The organism is Pararobbsia alpina (assembly GCF_902859895.1).
In the GTDB taxonomy this organism is placed as follows: domain Bacteria; phylum Pseudomonadota; class Gammaproteobacteria; order Burkholderiales; family Burkholderiaceae; genus Pararobbsia; species Pararobbsia alpina.
Genome location: NZ_CADIKM010000045.1, coordinates 1 through 17,349 on the forward strand (window position 1 = coordinate 1; position 17,349 = coordinate 17,349).

Here is a 17,349-nt window from a genome sequence, read left to right on the forward strand (position 1 = left end):
CAGCCAAGCGACCGGATAAGGCTGCCTAGCGCAACACGGACGGCTGAATCATCGTCGACAATCGAAACAACGGGCGAAATTGGCAAAACGCGGCCCTCGAACTCTGTTTCCATAGGACGATGTGCGGTCGGTGCCACGCGCCCTCCTTTAACCTAGCAGAGACTAGCGGACAACCGTGCCCAGTAACATTATACTAATATATATGTGAGCCGAAACGTGTCCGCGCTGGCCGCGCCCACTGGGTTGCGACGGTGGGAGATACGCATAGGTCCGGCGCAAATATTGTACCCACCACCCCATTGCGAACCGCTCACCGGGCACCGCAATCAGCAGAATGTTCTGCTCACAGTCGCCAACCCGCCCAGCAGATGTGACATGTCTACAAGGCGCTGTGCGACCAAGTGACGAACCTCCCCACGCACTGCAACGTCACATATCGTGGCGCGCTGGCTACTGACAGACGTTTACCGCAAAGTGGAGTGGAAGAGCCGCGAGCGCACCCGCGGCCTTGCCAGTTAAAGACGCTTCTGTGGTTGCTGCTTGACGTGTCGACAAGGCGACTTGCCCTCATCCGTTAAAGCGGTTTGGCGTGCCGCACGCATGCCAGACCGAAGACCCGTGGGCCGATTACTGGTCAATGAGGCAGTCGTTGCATCAGCACTGAAGCGTCCACGATAATTCGACTGTGGCCAGCGTAGGATTGCGGGACGTTCTGAAATGCCATCTGGAGAGCCGTAGCCCCGATTGGGGGCACATGCGTAGCCTGGCCGGCTAGTGAAACCGAGCCATCCGCGAGGATAACTCCGTGCCTGCCCGCGTTCCACCGCCTCGTTATCCCTGTCCTTTCGGCCCGTTTCCATCGCGACCGCGATCTTACTCGAACTTTGCTTCGTCGCGCGTCCGGTCGCGACGCATGAATATTTAATTGAGCTCGCTCTTCGCCTCACGCAGACCCAAGCCGCGATAGAAACTCCTTGCCTTTTGCGGTCACGCAGAATCGTAAATGGTCCGATTTGTGTGCGAACACCTCCACCATATTAGCTTGCTGAAGAGCCAAGACATCAGGGTCGGATGGTGCTATGCGCTCAGTGGAACCGTGGACAACAACTAACTTCGCTATTTCGTGATGGCTGAGAACTTTCATAATTCGGCATCCGAAATTTGTGGTAACCAATCAAGATGGCTGGCTCACGTGATTTGAAATCCCCGAAGATGTTTTTGCCTATTCTCTGATGGTGGCGTGAGAATTTATTGGCATTTACTCTCTGTGCATACGAGCCCCGCATGCGCCACAAACTTCGCGTAGAGTCCCCTCCTCAGAGGTCCACCAGCACCATTGGCGCAGTTAATAGTGCGTACACGCCTCTGCTGCCGCGCGAGTAGCCCCGGGCGGGTACCCGAAATCGACGCAGAAGATGGGGGTTAGTGCTTGACCGACGAAGAGCCGCGCCGACTTTTGCGAACCTCAACCGTCGGTTTGATTAGACGTCGTTTACAAAGAGCATGCAAATTGAATCAGCCTATCGCGCACGCAGGTCAATTTTTGATTTTGTATGGCTAATGCGCTCACGCTGGTCTCACGTGCCGTTTCGTCATCCGAACGGTATGGACGTCATCGAACCACTGGCCGATGCGATACTCGCGCACGGCATCTCTGCTCACGTGCGTTCCGAAATCGTCGGTGTTCGCAGCTCATACATCTGTCGCCGCTCGTCGAGCGCCGTCGCGCAGCCCAATGCTGAGGCAGCTGTGCATACGGTATCGTCACGGTTGTTCTCCATGCATCGGGCAATGGACTCGCGTCGGGCAGATGTAGAGGTACTGGGGTGCAGAGCATCGAGGGTCACGTAACGGCCCACGTGACTGCCGCAGTGATGAGGACGACCGCCCAGGACGGCAGACGCCACCATGTGAGCAGCAGGAGCGCCAGTACCGCGATACAGAAATCAGCCGCGCTATGCACCGCGCTCAAGACAAACGCTGCCGAACCGACTACGACGTACCAGGTAGCGGGCTGGAGACAAGCACGGCAGCAGCAACCAGCACGCCTGCCAGCACCAGCGACTCGATATGCAACACGGCGGCAAAGCGTTTGAGATGGCGCACCGGCGATGCCGACGACGCATTTTTCAAAGACGCCAACAGCCTGGGCATTTCAAAAAAGCGATTGTGTCCCCCAAGCGCAGCGGCAACGAGCACAAGCGCGAGCTTCAGTAGCAGCGTCTGTCCATAAGCCGAACCAAGCAGGTTGTCCGCCGAGTTGATGCCGCGCCATCCGTTGTACGCACCGGTAGCAAACAGCACAATCAGCGCGAACGTGGCAGCGTCCGAAAGCGACTGAATGAACGCCGCACTGTTCACATGCTCAGCTTTCGGCGCTTCGAGAAATCGCGGCACGACAATGTAGGTTGTAACCAGGACGAGTCCCACCCATGCGCTGATAGCAAGTAGGTGTATCCAATCCACCCATACGGGCAGGCTGAACAGGCCCGCATCTACCGGATGCCCTTCGTGGCTCCGAGCGAGGGCGACGCCTGCCAGGGCCAACCACACGGCTAGGGAAAGTCGAACCGGTCGGCCCGTCTGCATAAACGAAAGAACGACCACGCATAGCATCAGTCCCTCGCCAACCGACCAGGCATGGCCGAAGTCGGTCTCCAAGAGCATCGAGCGGACCGCAGGTCCCGCCTCCAGAAGCGTAGTGTCGCCCATAAAGGCACAATGAATCCAGAAAGCGAACGCGCTGGAAATCAGCACGCCGAGAGACGCGATACGCAGAGCGGTAACCAGTTTTCGGCTCACCCCTGTCTGCCACGGTGAGGTTCGGCGCGCGAGCCATCGGTCACTGAGCAACACGCCGACGACCACTGCAAATCCGAGGTTTTGCAGCACAACGAACGCTAGCCGCAGGATGCCGAGGAGACCATCGTTCATCACTTCACCGTGAAGGTGTATGTGCCCTTCGTCTTATGGGAGTCATGTGTCATGACGGCCCACTGCACGGAGTAAGAACCCGACGACAGCTTCGGCAGAGCGATTGTCAGCACGCGCCGATTCGAGGCGTCGACCTTGGCCTTCTCCTTGCTCACGGCGGTGCCGCTTGCGTCGGATACTTTGACGTTGCTGAACGCGGCCTCCAGGTCCTCGTTGAAGGTTAGCCGAAGCATGTCGGGTGCCGTATCGACGGTACTACCGGCGGCCGGGACGGCACTTTCCAGCTTGCCGTGTGCGAACGCTGCAACCGGTACCAACGCAAGGGTGGCGGCCGTAGCCAGACTTGTGAATTGCTTGTGCGCGAATTTTTTCATGTTCTTGGGGGCGTGGATATTCAAAGTAGGTGTGGGGTGTTGCCTGCGTCTGATGGCAAAACCCCGCGAGCCGTTACTGTTTCTGTAGCTTGGTTACCGTGACTGCGCCACCCACTTCTTCGGCGACGAAATCAATCTTGTCGCCCACCTTCACTTGCGAGAGCATCGCTGGGTCTTGGACCTTGAACACCATCGTCATGGCTTCCATCCCCAGATTTTCTATCGGACCGGCTTTGATGGTCAGTTTTCCTGCCGAAGTGTCGACCTTCCTGACTTCTCCATGCGACATGCCGACCTGTCCACCGGCCGGCTTGGCACTGCTTCCGCTCATGTCCATGTTGCCCATGTCGCCAGCCGCGTAGGCCGACGCGGAGATTGCCAATGCGCAGCCAACTGCAATCGATGCAAATACGTTTTTCATCACTCTTTCTCCCGCGTCAAATGAAAAGTGGAGCCGGACGGCACGCCCGGCCAGATAAAAATCAGCTTTCCGGTAACTCACCGGTGTATTCGTAGGCAACGGTTCCCTTGGGGTGTTTGAACCAGCCCGGGTCTCGGTAGTCGTTGCGCCCCAGTCCCTCGCGAACCTTCACGACGGAAAACATGCCACCCATTTCCAGCGGGCCAAAGGGGCCGGTGCCGGCCATCATCGGCAGCGTGTTATCGGGCAAAGGCATTTCCATCTCGCCCATTGCGCCGCCCGTGCTTCCCATCGCCATGTAGTCCGGGACGAGCTTGTTGATGCGCTTCACAAGGTCTTTCTGCGGCACGCCAATCATGTTCGGTACCTGGTGTCCCATCGCGTTCATCGTGTGATGGGACTTGTGGCAGTGAAACGCCCAGTCGCCAGGCCGGTTAGCCGTGAATTCGACGGCGCGCATCTGGCCGACCGCGACATCGGCAGTCACCTCTGGCCAGCGAGCGCCCTCTGGAATCCAGCCACCGTCCGTGCCGGCTATTTCGAAGGAGTAGCCGTGCAGGTGGATGGGGTGGTTCGTCATCGTCAGGTTGCCGAAGCGGATACGCACGCGGTCACCTGCGCGGATGGGCAACGGGTCGATACCCGGAAACACACGCGAATTCCACGTCCACATGTTGAAGTCGGTCATCTCGTTGACGCGCGGCGTGAAGCTACCCGGGTCGATGTCGTACGCGGACATGATGAACACGAAGTCACGGTCGACTGCCATGACGCCAGGGTCCTTCGGATGCACAATGAAAGTCCCCATCATTCCCATCGCCATCTGCACCATCTCGTCGGCGTGCGGGTGATACATGAAGGTGCCGTGCCTCTCGAGCTGGAATTCGTACACAAACGTCTTGCCCGGAGGAATATGCGGTTGCGTGAGTCCCCCAACACCGTCCATACCGGACGGCAAGGGCATCCCGTGCCAGTGCACTGTCGTGTGCTCGGGGAGCTTGTTGGTCACAAAGATGCGGACCTTGTCGCCTTCCACTGCCTCGATGGTTGGCCCGGGCGCCTGGCCGTTATAGCCCCACAAATTGGCGTTCATGCCCGGCGCCATTTCGCGTACCACGGGCTCCGCAGTCAGGTGGAACTCCTTCCAGCCGTTCTTCATGCGCCACGGCAGGGACCAGCCATTCAACGTTGCCACGGGCGTATAAGGACGGCCGTTAGGAGGCGCTAATGGCGGTTGCATCGTGGCCATGGCCATCGTGGGGGCTTCAGGCAGCGACGCGGCGCCGGCCTTGCTGACAAGGGCGGCTCCCAATAGGGCGGCGCCCGAGCCGCCAAGAAAGTTTCGACGTGACACCATTTCATTTACCTTCGGAATCTGTAGGCGACGCCGGCTGCGTCGGGGGTTGCGGCGTAGGTGCGGGTGGCGCTAAAGCCATCGAAAGCGGCGGCAGACGGCCACCGAGCGCCTGTTGCAGGTCGGTCTCGGCAAGCCAGTATTCCTTCAGCGCGTCGATATAGCTGTTCACCGCACCGACCTGGTCGCGAGAATCCGACAGCAGTTCGAACACGCTCGCGAGCATGCCGTTGAAGCGAAGCATCAGTTCGTCGGAAATCGTTTTCCGAATCGGTATGACTTCGTCGCGATAGTGTTTCGCGATGTCATAGTCGGTCACGTAGGCCGAGTACGACTCGCGAACTTCGGAGCGTGCGTTAATCGCGGTCTCGGCAACGCGATTGACGGACTGCATGTAAATCGCCTCGGCTCGGGCTACTTTCGAGCCACCCCAGTCAAAAATGGGAATTTCGACGCTGATTTCGTAGCCCTGCTGGTGACCGTCGGAGGTTGTGAAATTATTCTGGTACCCGACATCGACCGCATTGATGAAACGCGTCGCTTGGGTAAGACCCAGTGATGATGCGACGCTCTGCGTCTGGACCTTAGCCGCCTGGATGTCCAGCCGGTTCTGCATCGCAAAGCTCTCAAGGTCGTTGAGCTCGGGCCGGGTCTTGGGGAGGTCTGGCAGGTGCTCAGGAAGTTTGTACTGTGTGTCTGCACCCCAAAGGCCCATCATGCGCGTGAGCTTTTCCCGCGCAGAAACCGACTGCTGCCGGGTTCTTGCCAGTTGCGTCACGGCATCCGCGTAAAACGCCTGCTCACGTGCGTAATCGAGCTTGCTGAAGTTGCCTGCCTGCTGCATCCGCAGCGCAAGTTCGGCGCCGGCCTCCGCTGAATCATTGACCTGCGCAGCGTATGCGGCAGCCTGCTCAGCTGCCACCGCGCTCACGTAAGCACGCCGGGTGTCGGCCGCGACCTTGAGCATTGCATCCGCCACCAGGAGCTTCGTCTGCTCGCTGCGCTGGCTCTCAATGCGCGTCGCCAGTGGCATCGTCAGAATATTCAGCAAGCCGAGCGTGAAGCTGCGATTGATGCTCAGGTCGCCACTCCCATGCGTGCGACTGAACATAAAGCCAGGGTTCGGTAGTCGCCCCGCCTGAACAAAGTCCGCCTCGGAAATGCCGAGCTCGCCGTAGGAGGCCTGCAGTCCCCGGTTGTTGAGCAACGCAATCTGGACCGCGTCATCCATGCTTAACGGCCTGGAAAGCAACTCCTGCGTGCGCTCCGTGACTGTATTCCGGTCGTCGTCCGTCTTCACCATCACGGCGTCTTTTCCGAGTCGTTCGGAAGCCACCGTGGAGACGGAATTGAAGCCGCCGTCCTTCGAAAAGGTCGTACAGCCGGCAAGGAACGCAACCGCAGTGGCGACGGCAATGACGCGGCCGCTCAGAAAGAAGTGCCGCATCATTTCGCCTGCTCCTCGTGTTCGGAGCCGTGTCCACTACCTTTGGCACTGGAGTCGCCTGACGGCATCGTGCCGTGGCGCATCCGTGCCATGCCCGGTGCACTCGTCACCGCCTGATTGAGCTCCTGCCAGGTGGGCGCTTTCTGGTCCCGGTATGGCTGGTATTCCGCGAAGGCGGAGGGCGCGCTGACCGCCGGAACCGGGGCCGCCGTATCCGCCGGGTCGGGAGGTGCTGTAGTGGCGTGCACGAGCGCCGGCAACAATGCCGCCGCGCTGAGCAGCGCCGCGATAAACATTCGCATGGATTTTTCTCGTCGTCAGTCACCTGGATGGCCGGCATGCGACCTCCAGGGCAAATTCGCGCATCGCAGCGTGTGGCCGCGAACGAAGGACTAAACGAGAGAGATTCGGGGGGGGCGTTCGATGCCGTCAGTCAGGAACGACGCGACACGGACAGAGGGGGGGGACGGAACCGCAAAATGAACTGAGTCAGCAGAGGTAACCACTGTCAGAACGACCGGCAAGGCCGCGCCGAAACAGCAGGACGCACATGTCGAACACGCGTGGGCAGGGTGCGCGTCGCCGTGATGGACACCATCGGCCATCGTGACACCATGCATATGATGAAGGTGCGTCGACTCGTTCACGTCCGCATGCTGCGCGGAGGCCACGTCACGCCCGAAATGCGAAGACCCGCATTTCATGGTGGCGGCCGCCAACGACTGAGCCGGAAGGCTCAGTGCCAGCAGCACGATGACGAAGAGTTTGCGCCAGTAAGGCATAGGCAAGAAGTCTAGCATGCAGCGCGTAAAGTTTGTATGCCGAGACGGTGTCGGTGTATAGCTGGGTGCCCCTTGCCAAAACAGCTATCGCGACGGGTTTCTTGACCTTCCTGCCATGGGAGGGTTCCAAAGTATGTTGACGTGCGCCCTCGACATTGCTGTCGAGGCGGCTACTCCCCAATGAGCGGGTGCGAATCTATTGCGGCGAGTTCTAATAAAGCAAGTCGCCGGTACGGGGCCGTGGGGGGCGGACGGACGCTGCCCTTAATTCAGTTGTCCGAGGTTACAGGCCCTGAAGATAAATCCGGTGATTCCCGCTGCTGCAGCTTCGCTTGTCGCCGTGCCCGGTCGTTAATCACCTGATAGCGCCTGTGGTCAGTCATCTTCTTCCACCCTCGAATTTCATCGAGCGTGCGAAAACATCCAATGCACAATCGGGTCTTGCCATCGAAGGCGCACACATCGTTGCACGGCGACTTGACTGCCATGGTCAGGCCGCCACTCGTGAAGGTTGCACTTCCACCGTGACATGCGACAGCCCCTTGAAGCGCTCGAGCACTGCATGATAGAAGCGTGAGTCTCGCAGCGACTCACTCGTCGCCACCGACACCACGGCGCTCATGTGACCCGGACCTACCCGCCATACATGCAGGTCGACAACCTTGTCGCCACAGTCCTCGATGGCTTGCCGCACATTCTCTGCCATGCGCCGGTCTGGATTCACGTCGAGCAGGATTGCACCGGTATCACGCATGAGCCCGTACGACCAGTTTGCAATCACCAGCGCCCCGATGACACCCGCCAGCGGGTCCATCCAGAGCCAGCCAAATACGCGCGCCAGCAGGAGACCAATGATTGCGAGCACGGAGACCGCCGCATCTGCCATCACGTGGATATACGCTGAGCGGATGTTGTGGTCACGAGTCGCTGCGTCATGCACACCGTCGTGGTGCTCATCCTCTTCGAATTCGACCTCGTGTTCACCGTCCGGCATCCGCACGATGGCCTTGAAGGCATGTGGCTCAGGAATGGCATCCATCGATTCCAGGTAGCCACCACGGTCCGCCATCGCGAAAACCTGTTGTGTCCCGTCAGGCCGTATCGTCATCACGGACACTGCCGACGCGTCCAGTCGTGAGCTCTCCGTCGCCGGCGTGATGCGAAACACCGGAGGCACGCCCTCCTCGAAAATGGAAACGGCGAACACACCGGACGGAGCAAAAATCTTCTGCACTTCGTCTTCGTGAGCGTGGTCACTATGACCATGATGGTGCCCGTGCCCGTGGTTATGGCCGTGGCCGTGTCCGTGATGGTCGCCGCTCAGCAGCCATACGCTCGCCAGATTGACGAGCAGCCCGACCACTGCGATGGGAATCGCTTGTCCGAAATGAATCGGTATCGGCGACAGGAAACGCGAGACAGCCTCGTAACCTATCAGCAACGCAATCATCGCCAGCACAATGGCACTCGTGAATCCCGCGAGGTCGCCCAGCTTGCCGGTACCGAACACGAAGCGGGAGTCGGTGGCGTGCTTGCGCGCGTACGTGTACGCGAGGGCCGCAATCAGCATTGCGCCGGCATGCGTCGACATGTGCAGACCATCAGCGACGAGTGCAAGCGACCCGAACATGCTGCCGCCGACGATTTCAATCAGCATCATCGCGCTGCACAGTGCAATCACGGCCCACGTCTTTCGCTCGTTCTGCTCGTGACCGACACCCAAAAAGATGTGGTCATGACCCGCGCCAAACGCGGCGTCTTTGAAATCACTCATCTTTAACTCTACTTGAAATAGCTGTGAACAACCTCGATGAGCTGTTCGGTCGCACTGTCGCCGTGCTCTTCCCCGTCGTTCGCATCGACAAGGTGGTTCCTGATGTGGTCCTCCAGCACGACGGCAAGCAGGCCGTTCATTGCTCCGCGACAACTCGTAATCCGCTGCAGGACATCCGAGCAACCGTGCTCTTCCTCCAGAGCCCGCTCGATGGCTTCAACCTGCCCCTTGATACGACGAACCCTGTTGAGAAGCTTCTGTTTTTCTTGAACCGTGTGACTCATCGTGCTCTCCCACATACCCCCACTGGGTATATAATTACTCGCAGTCTACCATAGGGGGTAGGGGTATTGTTTGTTCACGTAAAACTCCCCTCGCGGATTTCGCTAGATACTTCCCATACCTGGACAATGTTCGTATCCATGAACGCACGTCACAACGCCGCTTTCACCGCTCTTCTTGCAGCCGCGCTATTCGGCGCAACCACGCCTCTCGCCAAGACCTTGCTCGGTTCTCTCTCGCCCTTCATGGTCGCGGGTCTGTTTTACCTCGGTAGCGGTGTCGGTCTCGCGTTCGGGATTCTCATCCAGCGACTCCGCCGCAAGACTGGCGAACGAGAAAATGAAAGCCGGATTCAGCTCACCGAAGTGCCCTGGCTTCTTGGTGCCATCGCAACGGGCGGCGTCGCCGGGCCAGCCCTGCTGATGCTCGGCCTCAGCTCGACTCCTGCCGCAACCAGTTCTCTGCTTCTGAATCTCGAAGGTGTGTTCACGGCAGTAATTGCCTGGGTGGTTTTCCGCGAGAACGTCGACCTGCCGATATTTCTCGGTATGGTCGCGATAGTGGCGGGCGGCATTGCTCTGTCCTGGCAACCCGGTGCCTCCGGTGTGTCGGTAGGTGCGTTGCTGGTGGTCGGGGCTTGCGTTGCGTGGGCCATCGACAACAACCTGACGCGCAAGGTGTCAACGAACGATGCGATGGTTATCGCAGGCCTGAAGGGACTGGTTGCGGGTTCCGTCAATCTAGGCATCGCGCTCCTTATGGGGGCGCACTTACCTGGCGTTGGCAAGATGGCGGCCGCCATGCTCACCGGCTTCGCTGGCTATGGCGTGAGCCTGGTCCTGTTTGTCGTCGCGCTACGTAACCTCGGTACCGCTAGAACCGGCGCATATTTCTCGGTCGCGCCGATATTCGGGGTGGCGCTATCGCTCGTCCTCTGGCCTGAGATACCTTCGCTGCTTTTTTGGGTGGCGACTGCGCTCATGGCTCTTGGAATCTGGTTGCATATTCGGGAGCGGCATGAACATCCGCACACTCACGAGGTCCTGGACCACAACCATCGGCACCGGCACGATGAGCACCATCAGCACTCGCACGACTTCGAGTGGGACAGTGAGGAGCCGCACACACATCCCCATCAGCACGCCCCTGTTACCCACACGCATGCTCATTACCCCGATATTCACCACCGCCACATCCACTGACGACGGAAGCGAATCTTCGCTTTGAAAGTTCCACGGCCGGTGCATTCTGGGCCGGCCGTGGACATCAGTGCTCTTCACCGGAGCCCGCGGCCCCCAATTCTCTTCTTGCCAGTTCCAAAGCCTCCAGGTCCGCACCGCTCCTATCCCAACTCTCGCTCAAATTCGTTTCTTGTAGAGGTATCTACTATGTTGTAACGTATACAACATGACTTCCATAAGCGACTGGCTCCTCCTCGTGTTGACGCTGCCGACCGATAACGCAACGGCCCGGATGCGCTTCTGGCGCGCTCTCAAGGCCAGAGGGTGTGCTGTCTTACGGGACGGGGTCTACCTGCTGCCTGCGACCGACGTTGCTGAAGCTGAATTGCTGGAGCTTGGAACAAGCATCGGCGAAGCCGGCGGGGCGGCTCACCTTGTCCGCACTTCTAGCCGAGGGGCAGACCAGGAGGCCGAATTCCGGTCGCTGTTTGACAGAGCCGACGAATACGCAACGTTCACGCGGTCGCTGGCTGATGCCAGAAAAACCCTGTCGGACCTCTCTCCGGGTGAAATCGCCCGGCTTTTGCGCCGCGCCGGCAAGGATTTCGAGGCCATTTCAAGCGTCGACTTTTTCCGGAACGAGGCATCGACGCGAGCCGAGGCCGCCTGGCAGGACTTCGTTGCGTTGGCTAACACCGTTCTGTCGCCTGGGGAACCTCACCAGGCCGAGGGTGCGATTTCCGTACTACGTCGCGAAGACCATCAGGGCCGGGCCTGGGCGACCCGTCAACGCCTGTGGGTCGACCGCGTTGCCAGCGCGTGGCTCATCCGGCGTTTTATCGACTCGCGGGCACGCTTTCTGTGGCTTGCGTCGCCCGGCGATTGCCCGGATGACGCGTTGGGCTTCGACTTCGACGGCGCTGCGTTTACGCACGTCGGCGACCGGGTGACCTTCGAGGTGCTAGTCGCCAGCTTCGGCCTTGAAGACGAACCGGGGCTGCTCAAGCTGGGCTCTCTCGTGCACGCGCTCGATATCGGCGGCCCAGTCGTACCAGAAGCCATAGGCTTCGAAGCGGTGATGACAGGGGCAAAGGCTCGCGCATTGAGCGACGACGAAATGCTCGCAGAGATGAGCAACGTTCTCGATTCGCTGCTCGCGCACTTTGCCGCTGCGGAAAAGACCGATGCAGGGAAACGTCCATGAGCACCGTCACGCACGCCGCGCCCACCTATACGCTGGGCCAACTCGTCCGCTACATGCTGCGGCTCGGCACCATCGGCTTCGGCGGCCCCGTCGCACTGGCCGGCTACATGCGGCGAGACCTCGTGGAGCGATGGGGCTGGATTAGCGAAGAAGACTACAAGGAAGGCCTCACTCTCGCGCAGCTGGCGCCCGGCCCTATGGCGGCACAACTGGCCATCTATCTTGGATACGTGCACTTCCGGTTGCTGGGCGCCACAGTGGTCGGCCTCGCGTTTGTCATCCCTTCATTTCTGATGGTCGTGGCGCTCGGCTGGGCCTATGCACACTTTGGCGGCCTGTCCTGGATGCAGGCAGTCTTCTATGGCGTAGGAGCCGCCGTCGTCGGCATCATCGCGATGAGCGCCTACAAGCTGACCACCAAAACTGTCGGCTCGGACAAGCTTCTATGGACGATTTTTCTGACGTTGGCCGCCGTCACGTTCGTGACGGAATCGGAAATTGCGTGGCTGTTCATCGCGGCGGGCATCATCGGATGGTTACGACGCGCTCCACCAAAGTGGCTGAGCAAAGGCTCTGCGAACGGGCTTGCTGTGGGGTATCTGCCAGCGATGAGCGGCATGCTCAGCGGCCTCGACCTTCCCCTTCTCGGCCAGATTGGATTGTTCTTCGCGAAGGCGGGTGCGTTCGTCTTCGGATCTGGTCTCGCTATTGTGCCTTTCCTGTACGGAGGCGTGGTTACCGAACACCACTGGCTGAATGAGCGCCAGTTTGTCGATGCCGTCGCCGTCGCAATGATTACGCCGGGCCCGGTCGTCATCACGGTCGGCTTCATCGGATACCTGGTCGCGGGACTCGCTGGCGCATGCGTGGCGGCACTAGGCACTTTCCTGCCTTGCTACCTGTTCACAGTGCTGCCCGCGCCGTACTTCAAAAAATACGGAAAGCTGCCCGCCGTTAAAGCTTTTGTGGACGGTATCACGGCCGCTGCCGTCGGTGCCATCACTGGTTCCGTACTGGTTATCGCAAAGCGTTCGCTTGTCGATATTCCAACCATCGCGCTGGCACTCGCGACCGTGCTGCTTCTGTGGCACTTCAAGAAGCTGCAAGAACCGGTCATCGTCATCGAAGCTGCACTGTTTGGTCTCGTTGTTTATCCGCTTGTTCATTCTCACGGTATCTAACCGCGCGCGAGCGCGCTGTCTTCGAGGAAAAGCAATCATGGCAACACGTCGTACCTTCCTGCACAACACCGCTGCTGTCGGCGCGGGAATCATGCTGGCTCAGACCCGAGCTGTACATGCTGCAGAGGACACCGGTTACACGGATAGGCTCACCGATGCGGACGGCAAATATGCCGCAGCACCGCTACCATTCGCCTACGATGCGCTCGAACCGGTTATCGACGCTCGCACTGTTGAAGTGCACTACAACTTCCATCACAAACCCGCTGTCGTTGCGGCCAACAAGGCGGAAGAAGCGCTGGCGAAAGCCCGCGATTCGAACGACTTTGCGCTGGTGAAGTTTTACGAGAAGGAGTTGGCATTCCAGCTCTCGAGCCACATCCTGCACACGATTTACTGGACCAGCATCTCAGGCAAAGGGGGGGAGCCGAAGGGCGACCTGGCAAAAGCAATCGACATGAATTTCGGCTCGTATTTGAAGTTCAAGGCCCAACTCATTGCGGCAACGATTGCAGTAGAAGCATCCGGCTGGGGCATCGTTGGCTATCACCCTGCGACAGGCAAGCTCATGGTTTTGCAGTGCGAGAACCACCAGAAACTGACGGCCTGGGGCATCCAGCCCATCCTCGTTCTCGACGTTTTCGAGCACGCGTACTACCTGAAGTATCAGAACCGGCGCAACGACTACACCAATCAGCTCTTTAGCCTCATCAACTGGGACAACGCGGCTCAGAGATTCCTGGCGGCGTCGCCTGCACGGAGGATGTCATGAGATGGATTTCGCGCGAGCGCCCAAAAATTGACCGTGTTGCCTGCCCGTGGCTTATCCGCAGGTTCATCGATGAGTCACCAGAATTCCTGTTTGTGCCAGCAGACGAGGTGCTGGCCGTCGCCGAGCGTGAAGGTGCAATACCGTATGACGTCCCGGGCGTAAAGCTATCCCATGTCGGCGAGCAGTGCAGCTTCGATTCTTTCCTCACCGAATATCAGCTGACGGACCCAGCGCTCGCCACACTCGCCGTAATCGTACGCGGAGCGGATACCGCACGACTCGACCTGGCGCCGCAAGCTGCGGGGCTGCTGGCCTTTTCGCTGGGATTGTCGAGAATATTCGAGGACGACCACGAGATGCTCTCGCACGGCATGGTCATGTACGACGCGCTTTACGCGTGGTGTCGCGACTGTCAGGGTGAAACGCACGGCTGGCCACCCGCGGCCTGAAAACGATGGCATTGGGGCAACACTATGGTTCTGCCAGGTACGTCAATGATGCTCCGAGCCTTCGCTGTTGCAGCTCTCGCGATTGTCACGCTTGCGTCCCTCTCGCCCGGTCTGACGAACACGGAGGAGGCGTTAGAAGCTCAAAATCTGCCTCTGCGGAAGGTTGCCGACGTGCCGCTCGGCGGTAAGACAACGCGCTTCGACTACGAGAGTTTCGCTTCCGGTCGACATCTGCTATTTATCGCACACCTCGGCGACAGCGAAGTCGTCGTTTTCAATACTGATATGTCTCGCGTGGTCGGGCGCGTTGCCGGCGTCAGTTCGGTTCATGGTGTACTTGCCATTCCCGAACTAGGACGCGTATATGCGTCCGCCACCGGAGACGACGAGGTGGTCGCCATCGACATGGCGACGCTTGGAGTAATCGCTCGCATACCGACTGGTGCGTACCCGGACGGCATGGCTTACGCGCCAGATGTGCACAAGCTCTATGTGTCGAATGAGACCGGTGGCACCGTGACGGTCATTGATGTAAGGTCGAACAGGCGAATTGGAGACATCCCGCTCGGTGGAGAGGCTGGCAATACGCAGTATGACCCGGCCACCAAGCACATCTTCGTCAACGTCCAGACGCGAAATCAGCTGATTGAAATCGACCCGACCACTGACCAGATTGTCGCGCGGATTGATGTGCCGGGCGCCAAGGGCAACCATGGGCTGCTGATAGATGCTAACCAGAGGCTCGCCTTCGTCGCATGCGAGGGAAACGACCAACTGGTCGTTCTCGACATGCGCACCATGCGCATGACATCGTCGTTTGAAGTCGGAAATGACCCGGATGTCCTCGCGTACGACCCCTCACTTCACTTGTTGTACGTCGCCGGAGAGGCTGGCGTCGTCTCGATGTTTCTAGTAGAAGACGGCACCGTCTCCAAATTGGGCGACGGTCATGTTGGGCCAAACGCGCACGTCGTGGCTGTCGACGTCGAGACGCACCGCTCTTACTTCCCGCTAAAGAACTTGGGCGGGCGCCCGACGCTGCGTATTCTCGAGCCCGTGCGTCAAGGGGCAAGCTGATTCCGGTCGCGCCACAAAGGCAGGCTACACCGCATCCGGGTCAACGCAGCAGGAGCCAGACTACCGCACAGGCGGCACCTATTGGTTCCGTATGAAGCATGGACCGCAAACATCAGCTAGCCCGGCTATGGCCCTCAGCTCGGAGTGCCGCCGATATGGGCACGCCTACTGGGCGGAACAACTTTCGTTTGTCGGGCTCGTGGAATTGCGATTAGTAACGAATTCAAGTTTCGCTTGATAGCTCGGTGTTTGTAAAAACTTTGACACTATGATAATCAACGAGTTAGAAGCTTATTTGGCTCAAATATGGTTTGTCGGACATCACCGTCGTACCATATGTGCAGACTTCACAGGATCCGGATGAAACGATCTCTCGACAATCGACTGGGCTTTCTGGTCGCGGATATCACGCGGCGCTATGGCGTGCTTTACGACCAGCGCGCGAAAGCCGAGATTGAGCTCACGCGCGCGCAAAGCCGCCTGCTGGTGTACCTCACCGCTTATGGCGAGATGCGGCAGACCGATCTTGCGACGCTCGCCGACGTGACCCCGATGACGGTCGCGCGGATGCTCGACCGCATGGAAGCCGCGGGCTGGGTGGTTCGCCAGGCCGACCCGACGGACCGGCGCGCCTTCAAGGTCAGCATCACGGACAAGGCAGACGGCCGCCTCGAGGCGGCACTCGCGCTCGGTGACGAACTGAGCGCGCAGATCACCGAGGGCTTTTCCAGGGAAGAGGTCGACACCTTGTTGCAGATGCTCCAGCGGATTCGAGCGAATCTGGCGGGATGCAATCCTTGAGGGAGGCGTTTCGCCTCGAGCGCCGCCATGACCCTCGCGCCATCAGCGACATTGACCATGCTTGTTGACCGCCACGTCGACGCCATCCATCAGTAGCTCGAGAAGCCCTGCTGCCCGCAGGGTTCGGAACAAAATCCGGGGTGAGAGTATTCTGACGAGCAACTTGGCTGTGTCCTTCGTTCGGGGAGGTCGGGGCGTGGGTTTGCCGCGTCCGGATCCTTCAACACCCCGATCGTCGGATGGCCGGGTTCGCCGCCTGAACGTCTCAGGCTTTAGCCGTCACCGTGATGATTCCATTCTCAGTACTCGATCTTTCCTCGATCGTCGAAGGCGCGACAGCGACCGACGCGTTTCGCAATACACTCGATCTCGCGCAGCACGCCGAGCGCTGGGGGTATGGCCGCTATTGGCTGGCCGAGCACCACAATATGCCCGGCATCGCGAGCGCCGCGACGTCGATCGTCATCGCTCACGTTGCAGGCGGTACCTCGACGATCCGGGTCGGCTCGGGCGGCATCATGTTGCCCAACCATGCGCCGCTGGTGGTCGCGGAGCAGTTCGGCACGCTGGCCTCCCTCTATCCGGGACGCATCGACCTGGGGCTTGGCCGGGCACCGGGGACCGACGGTCATACCGCGCGCGCCCTGCGCCGCAGTTCGTATGACACGGCCGATACGTTTCCGCAGGATGTGCTCGAGTTGCGTGCCTACTTTTCGGGGCGCGGTGTGTCCGGCGTGCAGGCCGTGCCGGGCAGTGGCCTCGAGGTACCGCTCTGGCTGCTCGGCTCGAGCCTTTTCAGCGCGAAGCTCGCAGCCGATCTCGGTCTGCCGTTCGCGTTCGCCTCGCACTTCGCGCCCGATTTCATGGAGCGCGCGATCGAGGTGTACCGCGGCAATTTCGTGCCTTCGCAACAGCTCGCGGCGCCGCATCTGATGCTCGGCGTCAATGTATTCGCGGCTGATACCGATCGAGAGGGCGAACGCCTCATGACCTCGATCCAGCAGCAGTTCTACCAGCTGCGCCGGGGCACGCCGGGCAAGCTGCGGCCGCCCGTCGATTCGATGGATGGGATCTGGAGCGAGCTCGACGGCGTCTCGATCGGCCGCGCTTTGCGGTGCACGTTCCTCGGCTCGAAGCAGTCCGTGCGCGATCAGGCAGCCGAGTTCATCGCACGGCATCGACCCGACGAATTGATGTTGACATCGATGGTTCACGACCACGCGGCACGTCTGCGGTCATTCGAAATCGCGGCGGAAGTGCGCGACTCGCTGAGCGCGGACGCGAAGGTCGAGAACACGTTCTGAAAACAAGACGGC

17 protein-coding genes are annotated in these 17,349 nt (G+C 59.7%); 8 read left to right on the forward strand and 9 right to left on the reverse strand.

All coding sequences use genetic code 11. From position 1 onward, the window contains the following. Positions 1-1,992: 1,992 nt before the first annotated feature. From HV670_RS24945 to HV670_RS24985, 9 genes are all read right to left on the reverse strand, one after another. On the reverse strand, positions 1,993-2,934 hold the full coding sequence (locus HV670_RS24945; protein WP_175107703.1) for a copper resistance D family protein: 942 nt from the start codon (positions 2,932-2,934) through the stop codon (positions 1,993-1,995). Then, complete coding sequence (copC, locus tag HV670_RS24950; RefSeq protein ID WP_175107680.1) at positions 2,934-3,308, reverse strand: copper homeostasis periplasmic binding protein CopC; 375 nt, start codon at positions 3,306-3,308, stop codon at positions 2,934-2,936. The genes HV670_RS24945 and copC overlap by 1 nt, the downstream gene beginning before the upstream one ends. Before the next feature lie 73 nt (positions 3,309-3,381). Then, positions 3,382-3,729 carry a copper-binding protein gene (locus tag HV670_RS24955; protein ID WP_175107681.1) on the reverse strand — a complete coding sequence of 116 codons (348 nt, stop codon included), beginning with the start codon at positions 3,727-3,729 and terminating at the stop codon, positions 3,382-3,384. Positions 3,730-3,790: 61 nt separating this feature from the next. After that, a complete protein-coding gene (locus HV670_RS24960; RefSeq protein WP_175107682.1) occupies positions 3,791-5,086 on the reverse strand; it encodes a copper oxidase in 1,296 nt (431 codons plus the stop codon). Between the two features lies 1 nt (position 5,087). Beyond that, entirely contained in the window at positions 5,088-6,533 is a 1,446-nt protein-coding gene (locus HV670_RS24965) for a TolC family protein (protein WP_175107683.1), read from the reverse strand. Further along, positions 6,530-6,832: a hypothetical protein gene (locus HV670_RS24970; protein WP_175107684.1), complete on the reverse strand. Its 303-nt coding sequence runs from the start codon at positions 6,830-6,832 to the stop codon at positions 6,530-6,532. Before HV670_RS24970 ends, HV670_RS24965 begins: the two co-directional genes overlap by 4 nt. Positions 6,833-7,581: 749 nt before the next feature. Further along, positions 7,582-7,800, reverse strand: a complete 219-nt coding sequence (locus HV670_RS24975; RefSeq protein ID WP_175107685.1) for a DUF1289 domain-containing protein — start codon at positions 7,798-7,800, stop codon at positions 7,582-7,584. A gap of 2 nt (positions 7,801-7,802) precedes the next feature. Further along, positions 7,803-9,086 (reverse strand): CDF family Co(II)/Ni(II) efflux transporter DmeF, encoded by a 1,284-nt coding sequence (gene dmeF, locus HV670_RS24980; RefSeq protein WP_175107686.1) that lies wholly within the window; start codon positions 9,084-9,086, stop codon positions 7,803-7,805. An 8-nt stretch (positions 9,087-9,094) separates the two neighbouring features. Then, the gene (locus tag HV670_RS24985) at positions 9,095-9,370 is read right to left on the reverse strand and encodes a metal/formaldehyde-sensitive transcriptional repressor (RefSeq protein ID WP_175107687.1); all 276 of its coding nucleotides are present in this window, start codon (positions 9,368-9,370) and stop codon (positions 9,095-9,097) included. Between the two features lie 138 nt (positions 9,371-9,508). On the opposite strand from HV670_RS24985, the gene HV670_RS24990 reads away from it, so the two are divergent. From HV670_RS24990 to HV670_RS25025, 8 genes are all read left to right on the forward strand, one after another. Further along, a complete protein-coding gene (locus HV670_RS24990) occupies positions 9,509-10,570 on the forward strand; it encodes a DMT family transporter (RefSeq protein ID WP_175107688.1) in 1,062 nt (353 codons plus the stop codon). 205 nt (positions 10,571-10,775) lie between these two features. Further along, complete coding sequence (locus HV670_RS24995; protein ID WP_175107689.1) at positions 10,776-11,753, forward strand: chromate resistance protein ChrB domain-containing protein; 978 nt, start codon at positions 10,776-10,778, stop codon at positions 11,751-11,753. Beyond that, on the forward strand, positions 11,750-12,934 hold the full coding sequence (locus HV670_RS25000) for a chromate transporter (protein ID WP_175107690.1): 1,185 nt from the start codon (positions 11,750-11,752) through the stop codon (positions 12,932-12,934). Before HV670_RS24995 ends, HV670_RS25000 begins: the two co-directional genes overlap by 4 nt. Before the next feature lie 37 nt (positions 12,935-12,971). Beyond that, complete coding sequence (locus HV670_RS25005; RefSeq protein WP_246257920.1) at positions 12,972-13,706, forward strand: superoxide dismutase; 735 nt, start codon at positions 12,972-12,974, stop codon at positions 13,704-13,706. Then, entirely contained in the window at positions 13,703-14,155 is a 453-nt protein-coding gene (locus tag HV670_RS25010; protein WP_175107691.1) for a chromate resistance protein ChrB domain-containing protein, read from the forward strand. The genes HV670_RS25005 and HV670_RS25010 overlap by 4 nt, the downstream gene beginning before the upstream one ends. A 45-nt stretch (positions 14,156-14,200) precedes the next feature. Continuing rightward, on the forward strand, positions 14,201-15,232 hold the full coding sequence (locus tag HV670_RS25015) for a YncE family protein (protein WP_425511465.1): 1,032 nt from the start codon (positions 14,201-14,203) through the stop codon (positions 15,230-15,232). 360 nt (positions 15,233-15,592) lie between these two features. Next, positions 15,593-16,033, forward strand: a complete 441-nt coding sequence (locus HV670_RS25020; RefSeq protein WP_175107692.1) for a MarR family winged helix-turn-helix transcriptional regulator — start codon at positions 15,593-15,595, stop codon at positions 16,031-16,033. Between the two features lie 287 nt (positions 16,034-16,320). Next, complete coding sequence (locus HV670_RS25025) at positions 16,321-17,337, forward strand: LLM class flavin-dependent oxidoreductase (protein ID WP_175107693.1); 1,017 nt, start codon at positions 16,321-16,323, stop codon at positions 17,335-17,337. Positions 17,338-17,349 lie beyond the last annotated feature (12 nt).